This is a genomic window from Vogesella alkaliphila, from assembly GCF_014652475.1.
Lineage (GTDB): Bacteria > Pseudomonadota > Gammaproteobacteria > Burkholderiales > Chromobacteriaceae > Vogesella > Vogesella alkaliphila.
This window is the reverse complement of sequence record NZ_BMYW01000011.1, coordinates 45913-60757: the sequence shown is the minus strand read 5'-3', so window position 1 is coordinate 60757 and position 14845 is coordinate 45913. Positions and strand designations below refer to the sequence as shown.

The window sequence follows — 14845 nt, the reverse complement described above, 5'->3', positions numbered from 1 at the left end:
GGCTTATTTCTTGCCTGCGGCAAAGTGTTGTTCAAGCAGCAGCAGCGCAGCATCGGCCGCCTGCTGCTCTGCCCCGCGACGACTGATGCCGTCGCCGGTGGTGATGATGCCCAGCTCGGCCAGATCGCACTGCACGCGGAAGCTCTGCTCGTGCGCTTCGCCGCTCTGCGACAGGATGCTGTAACGCGGCAGCGACAGCCGGCGCGCCTGCAGCGCCTCCTGCAGCCGGGTCTTGGCATCCTTGGCGTGCTTGCTGGGGTCGATGGCGACCACGCGCTCCTGGTACAGGCGGCGCACCACACGCTCCGCCGCCATGAAGTCGGCATCGAAGCTGATGGCGGCAAAGATGGCCTCCACCGCATCTGCCAGGATCGACGGCCGGTTGAAACCGCCGCTCTTCAGCTCGCCTTCGCCCAGATACAGGTAATCGCCCAGCTTCAGCTGCTGCGCGATCTCGGCCAGCGTACTCTGGTTCACCAGGTTGGCGCGCAGACGGGACAGTTCGCCTTCCGACAGCTTCGGAAAGTGATCGAACAGCATCCTGGCGACGGTGTAGTTGAGAATGCTGTCGCCAACAAACTCGAAGCGTTCGTTGTTCGGCGCGCCAAAGCTGCGATGGGTTACCGCCTGACGCAGCAATTCGAAGCGGCTAAAAGAATAATCCAGCGCCGTACACAGGCGCCGGAAACGTTGATCAGACTGATTCACTATGTTTAGGGATTCGATTCCAGGACAGGGGTACCTGCCTCATGTTCAAAAGAAAGGATCAGGCCGAGGTGGTCGACCAAGGGCACTTCGCGACGATAGCGCACGCCGATGCCGATCGCGGTCGGTGTCGTCAGGATCTGCAGGTCCTCCGGCTTGATCGAGACGATGCCGTGCACCGTGGTGCGGTCCCTGAATTCGCGGCGCAACTCGCCATCGGTTTTCCCCGGGGTCACCACCATCTCGTCGATCGTTTTCTTGATCGCGAAATATTCGGTGTACACCGGCAGCAGCTTGAAGAAGCCCAGCAGCACCACCGACAACACGATGGCCAGCGCCAGTACCACCAACAGGGAAAAACCACGTTGCTGCTTCATAGTCTGCTCCTGCACCCGGATTAATGGATGGATTTGCCAATACGCGAGAAGTCACCCAGGTTCAGCCAGATCAGGAACGCCTTGCCCACCAGCAGGCGGTCCTCGACAAAGCCCCAGTAACGGCTGTCTTCGCTGTTGTCGCGGTTGTCACCCATCATGAAATAGCGTCCCTGCGGCACCTTGCAGCTGAAACCGTCGTCACGGTATTCGCAGTTTTCGCGCAGCGCGAAGGAACGCACGCCGGCCGGGTTGTAAACCGGCGCTTCCGGAATGACCAGCGTATCGTAGCTGACCTTGCCCAGGGTTTCGGTATAGCGCTGGTTCTGTACCAACATCAAGCCCTGTTCCAGGTAGCTGTGCTCGCCGGCACTCAGGCGCGGCAGCGGCTTGCCGTTCACCGACAGCTGCTTGTTGCGGTATTCCACCGTGTCACCCGGCAAGCCGATGGCGCGCTTGATGAAGCTGACCTTCTCGTTTTCGGGATAGGTAAACACCACCACGTCGCCATGTTCGACCGTCCCGACTGGCACGAACACCTTGTTCAGCACCGGCACGCGCAGGCCGTAGCCGAACTTGTTGACCAGGATGAAGTCACCCACCACCAGTCCCGGGCGCATCGAGCTGGAAGGAATCTGGAACGGCTCCGCCACGAAGGCGCGCAGCAGGAACACCACCGCGATCACCGGGAAGAAGCCGCGCGGGAAGTCGATATAGTGCGGCACCACCACGCCCGGCTGCCGGCGCTTGGCCAGCACCAGCTTGTCGAACAGCCACACGCCACCGGTCACCACCACCACCAGCAGCATCACTGCGGTGAAGCTCATGTGGTCGGACAGCAGGCCGAAAGCCCCACCCAGAATCGCCAGATATCCCCACTCGATGGATGAAGCGTGAGTACCGTCTTCCCGCTTGCCGCCAAACGCGATCAGCATCACGCCGACCACCAGCAGCACCATCCACACCCAGAACAGGTTTGCCCCCATTTACTTGTCCCCAACTTGCAAGATCGCGAGGAAGGCTTCCTGTGGAATCTCCACGTTGCCAACCTGCTTCATCCGCTTCTTACCGGCCTTCTGCTTTTCCAGCAGCTTTTTCTTGCGGGTGATATCGCCACCGTAGCACTTGGCCAGCACGTTCTTGCGCAGCGCTTTCACCGTCTCGCGGGCGATGATGTGACCGCCGATCGCCGCCTGCACCGCGATGTCGAACATCTGGCGTGGAATCAGCTCACGCATCTTCGACACCAGCTCGCGACCGCGGTACACGCTGGTGGCGCGGTGCACGATCAGGCTCAGCGCATCGACCTTCTCGCTATTGACCAGCACGTCCAGCTTCACGAGGTCCGAAGCCTGGAATTCCTTGAACTCGTAGTCCAGCGACGCATAGCCGCGGCTGGTGGACTTGAGCCGGTCGAAGAAGTCCATCACCACTTCGTTCATCGGCAGGTCGTAGGTCAGCATCACCTGGCGGCCCATATACTGCATATTGCGCTGCACGCCGCGCTTGTTGTTGCACAGCGTCATCACCGAGCCGACGTAGTCCTGCGGCACAAGGATGGTGGCGGTGATGATGGGTTCGCGCAGCTCTTCGTACTTGCCAGCTTCCGGCATCTTCGACGGGTTGGACACCACTTCCACCGTGCCATCCTTCATCACCACTTCGTAGTTCACCGTTGGCGCGGTGGTGATCAGGTCCATGTCGAACTCGCGTTCGAGACGTTCCTGCACGATTTCCAGGTGCAAGAGGCCGAGGAAGCCGCAGCGGAAGCCGAAGCCCAGCGCCTGCGACACTTCCGGCTCGTACTTCAGCGAGGCGTCGTTCAACTGCAGTTTTTCCAGCGCATCGCGCAGCGCCTCGTAGTCGTGGCTTTCCACCGGATACAGGCCGGCGAACACCTGTGACTGCACTTCCTTGAAGCCCGGCAATGGCTCGGCCGCCGGCTTGCTCACCAGGGTGATGGTGTCGCCGACCTTGGCCGATTTCAGCTCCTTGATGCCGGCGATGACAAAGCCCACTTCGCCGGCGTTCAGGCTCTGGCGCTGTACCGACTTCGGCGTGAACACGCCGACCTGTTCGCACAGGTGCTCGGCCTGGGTGGCCATGAACTTGATCTTGTCCTTCGGCTTCAGCTGGCCGTCGATCACGCGCACCAGCATCACCACGCCAACGTAGTTGTCGAACCACGAGTCGATAATCAGCGCCTTCAGCGGGCCGTCCGGGTTGCCTTCCGGCGGCGGGATCTTGCTGACCACGGTTTCCAGGATGTCCTCAATGCCGATGCCAGACTTGGCCGAGGCACGCACCGCGTCCACCGCCTCGATGCCGATGATGTCCTCGATTTCCTGCGCGATGCGGTCAGGATCGGCCGCCGGCAAGTCGATCTTGTTCAGCACCGGCACCACTTCCACGCCCAGCTCGATGGCGGTGTAGCAGTTGGCCACGGTCTGCGCCTCGACGCCCTGCGAGGCATCGACCACCAGCAACGCGCCCTCGCAGGCGGACAGCGAGCGGGACACTTCGTAGGAAAAGTCGACGTGACCCGGGGTGTCGATCAGGTTCAGGTTGTAGACCTGACCGTCGCGGGCCTTGTAGGTCAGCGCGGCGGTCTGCGCCTTGATGGTGATGCCGCGCTCTTTTTCGATGTCCATCGAATCGAGCACCTGCGCGCTCATTTCACGCATTTCCAGGCCACCGCAATACTGGATAAAGCGGTCGGCCAGGGTCGATTTGCCATGGTCAATATGGGCAATGATCGAGAAATTTCGGATATTTTTCATCAGAATCCAGCAAAAATTAAGGGCACTGGTTTGTGCCCTTGATAACTCACACTGGCGCGGATTTTAGCCGATTTCGCCTGGCTGTGCAGCCAATCGTGCAAGCAGCCGTGGCAGGTCGAGATGCCAGTGGCAGATTTCGGTCGCCCCTTCCATCAATACCGGCACCAGCTCGTTGTATTTTTCTTCCAGCAACGGATCCGCGTCGACGTCGACGACGTCCAGCGCAAAGCCGTATTGCTGCTGCAGCGGCTGCAGCTGCGCCAGCATGTCGTGGCACAGGCTGCAGTATTCGCGGAAATAGAGTGTCAGCTGCCTCATTTCGCCTTGCTCTCCGGCACCAGCGCCACGAACAGCGGATTGCCCTGCCGCAACAGCCGCATCGGCAGCGCCTGTCCCGCCGGCGTCGCCGCGATGGCGTCCTGCAGCTGCTTGACACTGCCCAGCTCGGCACCGGCGACGCCGATGATCACGTCGCCGACCACGATGCCGGCCCGCTGTGCCGGCCCCTCGACCTTGCGCACCTGCAGGCCGAACCTGACGCCCAGCTGCTGCGCCAGCTGCGGCGCCAGCAACTGCACCGACAGACCGGTGCGGTTCATCGCGTCACCGTCCTGCTGCTGGTGACCGTGATAGGCACGCTCGGCGGTGCGCGGGTCCTCTTCCTGCAGCGCAACGGTCAACACCGTCACCCGCGACAACGCACGGTTGCGCCACACGCCCAGCTCCACGCGCGAGCCCGGCTTGATCGCGCCAAGCAAGCGTGGCAGGTCGGCCGAGGCCTGCACATTCTCGCGGTTGACGCTCAGCACCACGTCACCGGCACGCAGGCCGGCCAGTTCCGCCGGGCCGCCCTTCTCCACCGAGTTGATCAGCGCGCCCTGTGGCTCTTTCAGGCCGAACGACGCGGCCAGTTCGCGCGTCAGCTCCTGGATGCTAACCCCAAGGCGGCTGCGGTTGACCTTGCCGTCCTTTTTCAGCTGCTCGGCGATATTCAGCGCGACATCGATCGGGATGGCGAAGGAAATCCCCATGAAACCGCCGGAGCGGCTGTAGATCTGCGAATTGATGCCGACCACCTCGCCGTCCAGATTGAACAGCGGGCCGCCGGAGTTGCCCGGATTGATCGCGGCGTCGGTCTGGATGAAGGGCACATAGCTCTCGTCCGGCAGCTGGCGCCCCTTGGCCGAGACGATGCCGGAGGTCACCGTGCTCTCGAAGCCGAATGGCGAGCCGATCGCCAGCACCCACTCGCCGACCTTCAGCCTGTCCGACTTGCCGAGTTTAACCGTCGGCAGGTTGGCCGCATCGACCTTCAGCAGCGCGACATCGGTACGCGCGTCGGAGCCGATCAGGCGCGCCTTCAGCTCGCGCTTGTCACTGAGAGTGACGATCATCTCGTCCGCCTCGGCCACTACGTGGGCATTGGTCAGGATGTAGCCGTCGGCCGACAGGATGAAACCGGAGCCGAGGCCGCCGGTGCGGTACTCACGCAGCTGCGGCGGGGCAAAACGGCGGAAGAACTCGGCAAACGGGTCGTTCTGCATTCCTTCCGGAATCTGGCGCACCATTTCGCGCACCGTCTGCACGGTACGGATGTTCACCACCGCGCGGCCGTGCTGCTCGACCAGCTGGGTGAAGTCGGGCAATACCTGCGGCGCCGCCAGTGCGGGCACCGAGGCGCCCAGTGCGGCCAACATGGCAGAACACAGGATCAGTTTCTTGAACGGCATGTTTCTCTTTTCTCCTGGATGATCAGAGACGGATCGACCCGGCGCACGATGCTGGGCATGAACAAGTGCCGGGAGGCCACGACTGCGGCATAACGTTTGACCCACCACAAGGTCAGGGCAAACAGGGAAAAAGCCAAGAGCACCGACTGCAACTCGCCCAGCGCCCGCCCCAGCACCGCCCCCGCCAGCAGCCCCAGCAGGGGCAGGCCGTACAGCAGGCCGGTCGACACCAGCAGCGCGCGCTCGTGCACGGCGACGATCACCTTGTCGCCGATGCCGGCTGCGGCCGGATTGCGTACTCGGAACAGCGGCTCGCGCAGCACGAACATCCGCGCCAGCGACAGCGAACGGCAGCCGTGCTGCGGATCGCACTGCCCGCACGGCGAGTGCGGCGTTGGCCGCACCATGGCTTCGCCGCCATGGAGGGAGACCACCTGGGCTTCGGTTTCCAGCATGCTTATTTCTTGATCACGCGCACGGTGTTGATCACGTTTTCCAGCCCCTGCTCCGGCAGGTCACCGACCACGGTCAGCACCTGGTTGCCGAGCCGACGCGACGCCAGCCCCAACCCGCCGGGACCGATCACCGCCGGGTGCGAATCCACCTCGCCCTTGCCGGCCTCGACAAACAGCGACAGCTTGGCCAGGCCATCGGTATAGACGAAGTGCGACACCGGGGAGTCATGCCCCGGCAACTGGCGGGTCGCGTAGCGCAACAGGCGGAAGCCGGCCGGCATGCCGCGGATCTCGAACTCGGCCGGCACCACTTCCTGCGGCGCGCTGACCGCAGCGCCCAGCGCCAGGCTGTACTTGAAGCGCGGCCGCAACAGGGCGCGCTCTTTCGGATTGCCCAGCGTCAGGTCGCTGAAGGCAAACTGCTCGATCACTGCGCCCTTGGCGTCGTGGGTCACCGTCTTCAGCGGCAAGGCGCTGGCCGGGTCCACGCACACCTTCAGCCCGTAGCGCAGGTTGGCTTCCTTCGGCGTCAGCAACAGCCACTGGCAGTCGCGGCGCGCGACACGGTCCAGCTTGCCGCGGCTCAGCACGTAGGCCGATTTCAGGTCTTGCGAACGCTCCGGCAGGATCGCCGGAAACAGCTTGATGGCATTGATCTTGGCCGCACTCAGCGCCTTGGTGTCCGGCGCGTAGCAGGTCAGCTCGTTGTCGTCGCGCACCAGTTCGCGCGGCATGCCGTCCATCGACTCGCGCCGCTCGCGCACCACGCCGCCTTCCTGCGCGCGATACAGGCGGAAGGTTTCCAGCTCGTCATCGACGTGATGGGTATAGCTGCCGCTCAGCGCCTGGTGACGGCCCGCCTGCGCGGCTTTTTGCAACAGATCCCAATCCGACTCCGCGGCCGCCAATAATGGAATGCCCAGCAACAGATAACCGGCAAACTTGACCATCAGCGCGCCACCCCCGACACCGGTTCCGCCAGATTGACACGTTCCAGCCCTTCGGCGGCCATCATGTCGCGATGGGCCTGCAAATAGGAATTGCGCGAGGAGTTCTGCTCGGCCGACACCTGCACCGCGCCGCCCTGCGGCGTCGACACCGCCTGCGCCATCAGGCCCGGCACCGGTTCCGGCTGGCTCTGCCACACCGCCCAGCCGACCACCCCTGCCAGCGCGAAGGACGCCGCCATCGCGTAACGCATCAGTCCCGATGCCGAGCCGCGCTTGGGCTTGGGGGCCAGCACCGTCGGCTCCTGCTGCAGCGCCTGCCCGACCTCGGCGCGCACATCGACCGTCAACAACGCAGAGCCGCGAATTGCATCACCAATCAGATGGTATTCATTCCATGCCGCTTTCAACTCCGGATCAGCATCCAGCGCACGAATACACTGAGTGGAAGCCGCATCGTCCAGCTCCCCATCCATCAAGGAAGAAAGGTTTTGTTTCATAATCGGTTCACCATCTTTTGTTTTTTGCCGTATCCAGCAAGGGACGCAACTCTGCCGCGATCGCTTCGCGGGCGCGGAAGATCCGCGACCGCACGGTACCGATTGGACAGTTCATGGCACTGGCAATTTCGTCGTAGCTGAGACCTTCCATCTCACGCAACGAAATGGCTGTGCGCAATTCTTCCGGCAGCCGCTCCACCGCGGCATTGACCGCGGCGAGGATCTGCTGGTTCATCATCTCGGCTTCCGGCGTGTGGTAATCCGGCACCTGCGAGGCCATGTCCAGGCTCTCGCCGTCCTCGTCCTCGAACTCGGCGCTGATTACCGGCCGGCGGCCGGCGGAAGTCAAAAAATTCTTGGCCGTATTGATGCCAATACGATATAGCCAGGTATAAAACGCACTTTCACCGCGAAACGAAGGCAGTGCACGATAGGCCTTTACAAACGCTTCTTGCGTCACGTCCTCGATATCCGCCGAATCGCGGATAAAGCGTGACAACAGGCGGGAAAGCCGTCGCTGGTACTTTGCCACCAACAGATCGAACGCGCGTTTTTCACCACGCTGCGCGCGCTCGACCAATTGCTGATCGATATCACGATCACTCATCGTTACCGTTATCTCCCTGATTCGTCCTGCTTGTTTTTGTTGTGGCCAACGCTGGGCCAACACAGGACAAAAACTGTGACCTGCCTTGCTCTGGATAAGTTCACCGCACAAGCCGTTGCACTTATAACAAAGCCGTCCGCATCCGGCAAAGAAAGCGCGCAGAAATTCGTTTACCAATTTACCAAGCACTTGCTAGAATATGGATAACCACTCCAGAACACAAAACACCAGAACCCAACACCCGAATCCGAAAACAGGAGAAACCCGATGACGACACCCGGCCAACGTTTCCGCGATGCAGTTGCCCAAGAAAAACCCTTGCAGGTCGTCGGCGCGGTCAATGCCTACGCTGCCCGCCTGGCCGAGCATAGCGGCTTCAAGGCGCTATACCTGTCCGGTGGCGGTGTCGCCGCCTGCTCCTGCGGCATTCCCGACCTCGGCATCACCACGCTGGAAGACGTGCTGATCGACGTGCGCCGCATCACCGACGTCACCGAGCTGCCGCTGCTGGTGGACATCGACACCGGCTGGGGTGGTGCCTTCAACATCGCCCGCGCCGTGCGCAGCCTGGAAAAGGCCGGCGCCGCCGCGGTACACATCGAAGACCAGGTGCAGCAGAAGCGCTGCGGCCACCGTCCGAACAAGGCCATCGTCAGCCAGGAAGAAATGGTCGATCGGGTGAAGGCGGCGGTAGACGCCCGCAAGCACGGCATGGTGATCATGGCGCGCACCGACGCGCTGGCGGTCGAGGGCCTGGAAGCGGCGATCGAGCGCGCGGTGGCCTGCGTCGAAGCCGGCGCCGACATGATCTTCCCGGAAGCGATCACCGATCTGGCGATGTACAAGCAGTTCGCCGAGGCGGTGAAGGTGCCGGTGCTGGCCAACATCACCGAGTTCGGTGCCACCCCGCTGTACACCACCGAACAGCTGGGCGCCAACGGAGTCGGCCTGGTGCTTTATCCGCTGTCGGCGTTCCGCGCCATGAGCCAGGCGGCGCTCAACGTCTACGGCGCCATCCGCCGCGACGGCACGCAGCAGAACGTGGTCGACACCATGCAGACGCGCATGGAACTGTACGAACACCTCGATTACCACGCCTACGAGCAGAAGCTGGACGCGCTGTTCAGCCAAGGCAAGTAAGCGGCCAAGCAAGCGGCGCGACGGTGTACACCATGCCCAATCTGTTCGCGGACATCCCGGCCGACCTGCCGCAAGAGCTGTTCCAGACGCTGTTTTCCGGTAGCGCCGGTTTTCGCGTGGAGCGCATCGTGTCGCGCGGGCACGCCTCACCCGAGGACTTCTGGTACGACCAGGACGAACACGAGTGGGTACTGCTACTGAGCGGCGCCGCAGAACTGGCGTACGCCGACCCGCCCCGCCGCCAGCGGCTGGCGCCCGGCGATACGGTGATGATTCCGGCCCATTGCCGGCACCGCGTGGCCTGGACCACGCCGGCACAGGATAGCGTCTGGCTCGCCGTCTTTTTCAGCGAAGAATGATCCGATAACGCACAACCCAGTCCATACCAGCAGCAGGAGAAGGAAGAAATGACCGAATCACTCCAAGTGCTTCCCAAAGCCAAGAAATCCGTAGCCCTGTCCGGCGTCGCCGCCGGCAATACCGAGCTGTGCACCGTTGGCCGCAGCGGCAACGACCTGCACTACCGCGGCTACGACATCCTGGACCTGGCCGCCGAGACCGAATTCGAGGAAGTGGCCTACCTGCTGGTGCACGGCAAGCTGCCGAACCAGGCCGAGCTGACCGGCTACAAGAAGAAGCTGAAATCGCTGCGCGGCCTGCCGGCGTCGGTGAAAGCGGTGCTGGAAGCGCTGCCGGCCGCCTCGCACCCGATGGACGTGATGCGCAGCGGCGTGTCCGCGCTGGGCTGCGCGCTGCCGGAAAAGGACGACCATAACACCCCGGGCGCCCGCGACATCGCCGACCGCCTGATGGCATCGCTGGGCTCCATGCTGCTGTACTGGTACCACTTCAGCCACAACGGCAAGCGCATCGACGTGGAAACCGACGACGACTCCATCGGCGGCCACTTCCTGCACCTGCTGCACGGCCAGAAGCCGTCCGAACAGTGGGTCCGTGCGATGCACACCTCGCTGAACCTGTACGCCGAACACGAGTTCAACGCCTCCACCTTCACCGCCCGCGTCATCGCCGGCACCGGCTCCGACATGTACAGCGCCATCACCGGCGCCATCGGCGCGCTGCGCGGCCCGAAACACGGTGGCGCCAACGAGGTGGCCTTCGAGGTGCAGAAGCGCTACGAGACCCCGGACGAGGCAGAAGCCGACATCAAGGCCCGCGTCGAGCGCAAGGAAGTGGTAATCGGCTTCGGCCACCCGGTGTACACCATCAGCGACCCGCGCAACAAGGTGATCAAGGAAGTGGCGCGCGAGCTGTCGCAGACCGCCGGCGACACCAAGATGTTCGATATCGCCGAGCGTCTGGAAAGCGTGATGTGGGACATCAAGAAGATGTTCCCCAACCTGGACTGGTTCAGCGCGGTGAGTTATCACATGATGGGCGTGCCGACCGCGATGTTCACCCCGCTGTTCGTGATCGCCCGTACCAGCGGCTGGAGCGCGCACGTGATCGAGCAGCGCATCGACGGCAAGATCATCCGCCCGAGCGCCAACTACATCGGCCCGGAAGACCAGCCCTTCGTGCCACTGGCACAGCGCTGATGCGTCACGCCCTGCCGGCCACGCCGGCAGGGTCACAATAAAACAGGAACGGCGCCCTGCGGCCAACGTTGGCCGCAGGATGATCTCCAACCTCACCCTCGTGCCCACGCCATGAATAGCCAATACCGCAAGCCGCTGCCCGGCACCCGCCTTGACTACTTTGATACCCGTGCCGCGGTGGACGCCATCACGCCCGGCGCCTACGCCACCCTGCCCTACGTTTCCCGCGTACTGGCCGAACAGCTGGTGCGCCGCTGCGAGCCGGCGCTGCTCACCGACGCGCTGACACAACTGATCGCACGCCGCCAGGACCTGGATTTCCCGTGGTATCCGGCGCGGGTGGTGTGTCACGACATCCTCGGCCAGACCGCGCTGGTGGATCTGGCAGGCCTGCGCGACGCCATCGCCGACAAGGGCGGCGACCCGTCGCAGGTCAACCCGGTGGTGCCGACGCAGCTGATCGTCGACCACTCGCTGGCGGTGGAATGCGGCGGTTACGACCCCGATGCCTTCGAGAAGAACCGCGCCATCGAAGACCGCCGCAACGAGGATCGCTTCCACTTCATCAACTGGACGCGCACCGCGTTCAAGAACGTGGACGTAATCCCGGCCGGCAACGGCATCATGCACCAGATCAACCTGGAAAAAATGTCGCCGGTGATCCAGGCGCGCGACGGCGTCGCCTTCCCCGACACCTGTGTCGGTACCGACAGCCACACCCCGCACGTGGACGCGCTGGGCGTGATCGCCATCGGCGTCGGTGGTCTGGAAGCCGAAACCGTGATGCTGGGCCACCCGTCGATGATGCGCCTGCCGGACATCGTCGGCGTGAAGCTGACCGGCCAGCGCCAGAGCGGCATCACCGCCACCGACATCGTGCTGGCGCTGACCGAGTTCCTGCGCAAGGAGCGCGTGGTCGGCGCCTGGGTGGAGTTCTTCGGCGAGGGCGCCGACAGCCTGTCGATCGGCGACCGCGCCACCATCTCCAATATGTGCCCGGAGTACGGCGCCACCGCCGCCATGTTCTACATCGACGGCCAGACCATCGACTACCTGAAGCTCACCGGCCGCGAGCCGGAACAGGTGGCGCTGGTGGAAAACTACGCCAGGCTTACCGGCCTGTGGGCCGACGATCTGGCCACCGCCGAGTACCCGCGCGTGCTGGAATTCGACCTGTCCGGCGTGACCCGCAACATGGCCGGCCCGTCCAACCCGCACAAGCGCCTGCCGACCTCGGCGCTGGCCGAGCGCGGCATTGCGGCCAACCTTGACGCCGCCCGCGCCCAGGAAGCGCAAGGCCTGCTGCCGGACGGCGCGGTGATCATCGCCGCCATCACCAGCTGCACCAACACCAGCAACCCGCGCAACGTGGTCGCCGCCGCGCTGCTGGCCAAGAAGGCCAACGCACTGGGGCTGACGCGCAAGCCGTGGGTGAAGACCTCGTTCGCGCCCGGCTCCAAGGTGGCCAAGCTGTACCTGGAAGACGCCGGCCTGCTGCCGGAACTGGAAAAACTGGGCTTCGGCATCGTCGCCTACGCCTGCACCACCTGTAACGGCATGTCCGGCGCACTGGACCCGAAAATCCAGCAGGAAATCATCGACCGCGACCTGTACGCCACCGCCGTGCTATCCGGCAACCGCAACTTCGACGGCCGCATCCATCCCTATGCCAAGCAGGCCTTCCTCGCCTCGCCGCCGCTGGTGGTCGCCTACGCCATTGCCGGCACCATGCGCTTCGACATCGAGCGCGACGTGCTGGGCGTGGTCGACGGCCGCGAAATCCGCCTGAAGGATCTGTGGCCGAGCGACGAGGAGATCGACGCCATCGTCGCCGCCAGCGTGAAGCCAGAGCAGTTCAAGCAGATCTACATCCCGATGTTCGATCTGGGCACCGCCGAGCAGGCCAAGAGTCCGCTGTACGACTGGCGCCCGCAGTCCACCTACATCCGCCGTCCGCCGTACTGGGAAGGCGCGCTGGCCGGCGTGCGCACCTTGCGCGGCATGCGCCCGCTGGCGCTCTTGCCGGACAACATCACCACCGACCACCTGTCGCCGTCCAACGCCATCCTGGCCAACAGCGCCGCCGGCGAATACCTGGCGAAAATGGGCCTGCCGGAGGAGGACTTCAACAGCTACGCCACCCACCGCGGCGACCACCTCACCGCGCAGCGCGCCACCTTCGCCAATCCGCAGCTGGTCAACGAGATGGCGGTGGTGAACGGTGAAGTGAAGAAGGGCTCGCTGGCCCGCGTCGAACCGGACGGCCAGGTGATGCGCATGTGGGAGGCGATCGAGACCTATATGCAGCGCAAGCAGCCGCTGATCATCGTCGCCGGCGCCGACTACGGCCAGGGCAGCTCGCGCGACTGGGCGGCCAAGGGCGTGCGACTGGCCGGGGTCGAGGCGATCGCCGCCGAGGGCTTCGAGCGCATCCACCGCACCAACCTGGTGGGCATGGGCGTGCTGCCGCTGGAGTTCAAGCCCGGCGTCAACCGCAAGACGCTGAACCTCGACGGCAGCGAGACCTACGACGTAGAGGGCGACATCGCGCCGCGCGGCGACCTGACGCTGGTGATCCACCGCAAGAACGGCGAGCGCGTGGCGGTGCCGATGACCTGCCGCCTGGACACCGCCGCCGAGGTGCGCGTCTACCAGGCCGGCGGCGTGCTGCAGCGCTTCGCCCAGGACTTCCTGGAAAGCGCGACCGCCTAAGCCCTGCGGCCAACCTTGTCCCAAGGTTGGCCGCAACTCTTCTTCAAGCGATGGGCGGCGTTACCCGGCGCCCATCCGCTGCAAGCCTTGATCAGGACAAGTTTATGGCCCACCTTCCCCAAATCCGCATTCCGGCCACCTACATCCGCGGCGGCACCAGCAAGGGCGTGTTCTTCCGCCTGCAGGATCTGCCCGCCAGCTGCCAGCAGCCCGGCGCGGCGCGCGATGCGCTGTTCATGCGCGTGATCGGCAGCCCGGACCCCTACTCCGCCCACATCGACGGCATGGGCGGCGCCACCTCCAGCACCAGCAAGTGCGTGATCCTGTCCAAGAGCACGCAACCCGGTCACGACGTGGACTACCTGTACGGCCAGGTCGCCATCGACAAGGCCTTCGTCGACTGGAGCGGCAACTGCGGCAACCTGTCCACCGCCGCCGGCGCCTTCGCCCTCCACGCCGGCCTGGTGGACCCGGCGCGCATTCCGGACAACGGCGTGTGCGTGGTCCGCATCTGGCAGGCCAACATCCAGAAAACCATCATCGCCCACGTGCCGGTGACAAACGGCCAGGTGCAGGAAACCGGGGATTTCGAGCTGGATGGCGTGACCTTCCCGGCGGCCGAGATCGTGCTGGAATTCATGGATCCGTCCGACGATGGCGATGAAGGCGGCAGCATGTTCCCCACCGGCAATCTGGTGGACGAGCTGGACGTTCCCGGCATCGGCACCTTCAAAGCCACCATGATCAGCGCCGGCATCCCCACCGTGTTCGTCAACGCGGCCGACATCGGCTACACCGGCACCGAGCTGCGCGAGGCCATCAACAGCGACCCGGCCGCGCTGGCCCGCTTCGAGGCCATCCGCGTCGCCGGCGCGCTGAAGATGGGCCTGATCAAGAGCGCAGAAGAAGCCGCCACCCGTCAGCACACACCCAAGATCGCCTTCGTGGCGCCACCGGCCGACTACACCGCGTCCAGCAGCAAGCAAATCAAGGCGACCGACATCGACCTCTTGGTACGCGCGCTGTCGATGGGCAAGCTGCATCACGCGATGATGGGCACCTGCGCGGTGGCCATCGGCACCGCCGCCGCCATCCCCGGCACGCTGGTGAACCTGGCAGCCGGTGGCGGTGAGCGCTGCGCCGTGCGCTTCGGCCACCCGTCCGGCACCCTGCGCGTGGGCGCCGAGGCGGTGCAGGAAAACGGTCAGTGGAAGGTCACCAAGGCGATCATGAGCCGCAGCGCGCGCATCCTGATGGAAGGCTGGGTACGCGTGCCCGGCGACATCCTGTAACAGACCGCCTTGCCGTCGACGCACGCCCCGGGGTTCGACCGCAG

15 protein-coding genes are annotated in these 14845 nt (G+C 64.2%); 5 read left to right on the top strand and 10 right to left on the bottom strand.

Annotation, left to right across the window (positions count from 1 at the left end; genetic code table 11):
- Positions 1 to 3: 3 nt before the first annotated feature.
- The 10 genes from rnc to rpoE all read right to left on the bottom strand — a co-directional run bounded on the left by rnc (position 4) and on the right by rpoE (position 8098).
- Entirely contained in the window at positions 4 to 708 is a 705-nt protein-coding gene (rnc, locus tag IE100_RS14250) for a ribonuclease III (protein WP_189375025.1), read from the bottom strand.
- Positions 709 to 713: 5 nt separating this feature from the next.
- A complete protein-coding gene (locus tag IE100_RS14245; RefSeq protein ID WP_189375024.1) occupies positions 714 to 1082 on the bottom strand; it encodes a DUF4845 domain-containing protein in 369 nt (122 codons plus the stop codon).
- Between the two features lie 20 nt (positions 1083 to 1102).
- Positions 1103 to 2065, bottom strand: a complete 963-nt coding sequence (gene lepB, locus IE100_RS14240) for a signal peptidase I (RefSeq protein WP_189375023.1) — start codon at positions 2063 to 2065, stop codon at positions 1103 to 1105.
- Positions 2066 to 3859, bottom strand: a complete 1794-nt coding sequence (lepA, locus tag IE100_RS14235) for a translation elongation factor 4 (RefSeq protein WP_189375022.1) — start codon at positions 3857 to 3859, stop codon at positions 2066 to 2068.
- A 63-nt stretch (positions 3860 to 3922) separates the two neighbouring features.
- Positions 3923 to 4177, bottom strand: a complete 255-nt coding sequence (locus tag IE100_RS14230; RefSeq protein ID WP_047966275.1) for a glutaredoxin family protein — start codon at positions 4175 to 4177, stop codon at positions 3923 to 3925.
- A complete protein-coding gene (locus IE100_RS14225; RefSeq protein ID WP_189375021.1) occupies positions 4174 to 5589 on the bottom strand; it encodes a DegQ family serine endoprotease in 1416 nt (471 codons plus the stop codon). Before IE100_RS14225 ends, IE100_RS14230 begins: the two co-directional genes overlap by 4 nt.
- Positions 5571 to 6044, bottom strand: a complete 474-nt coding sequence (locus IE100_RS14220) for a SoxR reducing system RseC family protein (protein WP_189375020.1) — start codon at positions 6042 to 6044, stop codon at positions 5571 to 5573. Before IE100_RS14220 ends, IE100_RS14225 begins: the two co-directional genes overlap by 19 nt.
- Positions 6045 to 6046: 2 nt before the next feature.
- A complete protein-coding gene (locus IE100_RS14215) occupies positions 6047 to 6994 on the bottom strand; it encodes a MucB/RseB C-terminal domain-containing protein (RefSeq protein ID WP_189375019.1) in 948 nt (315 codons plus the stop codon).
- Positions 6994 to 7491: a sigma-E factor negative regulatory protein gene (locus IE100_RS14210; RefSeq protein ID WP_189375018.1), complete on the bottom strand. Its 498-nt coding sequence runs from the start codon at positions 7489 to 7491 to the stop codon at positions 6994 to 6996. Before IE100_RS14210 ends, IE100_RS14215 begins: the two co-directional genes overlap by 1 nt.
- A 7-nt stretch (positions 7492 to 7498) precedes the next feature.
- Positions 7499 to 8098 carry an RNA polymerase sigma factor RpoE gene (gene rpoE / locus IE100_RS14205; protein WP_047966280.1) on the bottom strand — a complete coding sequence of 200 codons (600 nt, stop codon included), beginning with the start codon at positions 8096 to 8098 and terminating at the stop codon, positions 7499 to 7501.
- 267 nt (positions 8099 to 8365) lie between these two features.
- On the opposite strand from rpoE, the gene prpB reads away from it, so the two are divergent.
- From prpB to prpF, 5 genes are all read left to right on the top strand, one after another.
- The gene (gene prpB, locus IE100_RS14200) at positions 8366 to 9238 is read left to right on the top strand and encodes a methylisocitrate lyase (protein ID WP_189375017.1); all 873 of its coding nucleotides are present in this window, start codon (positions 8366 to 8368) and stop codon (positions 9236 to 9238) included.
- A 32-nt stretch (positions 9239 to 9270) separates the two neighbouring features.
- On the top strand, positions 9271 to 9597 hold the full coding sequence (locus IE100_RS14195; protein WP_189375016.1) for a cupin domain-containing protein: 327 nt from the start codon (positions 9271 to 9273) through the stop codon (positions 9595 to 9597).
- A 48-nt stretch (positions 9598 to 9645) separates the two neighbouring features.
- Positions 9646 to 10797 (top strand): bifunctional 2-methylcitrate synthase/citrate synthase, encoded by a 1152-nt coding sequence (gene prpC, locus IE100_RS14190; RefSeq protein WP_189375015.1) that lies wholly within the window; start codon positions 9646 to 9648, stop codon positions 10795 to 10797.
- Positions 10798 to 10908: 111 nt separating this feature from the next.
- Positions 10909 to 13509: a Fe/S-dependent 2-methylisocitrate dehydratase AcnD gene (acnD, locus tag IE100_RS14185; protein ID WP_189375014.1), complete on the top strand. Its 2601-nt coding sequence runs from the start codon at positions 10909 to 10911 to the stop codon at positions 13507 to 13509.
- Positions 13510 to 13613: 104 nt separating this feature from the next.
- Positions 13614 to 14801 (top strand): 2-methylaconitate cis-trans isomerase PrpF, encoded by a 1188-nt coding sequence (gene prpF / locus IE100_RS14180; RefSeq protein ID WP_189375013.1) that lies wholly within the window; start codon positions 13614 to 13616, stop codon positions 14799 to 14801.
- The last annotated feature ends 44 nt before the right edge of the window (positions 14802 to 14845 follow it).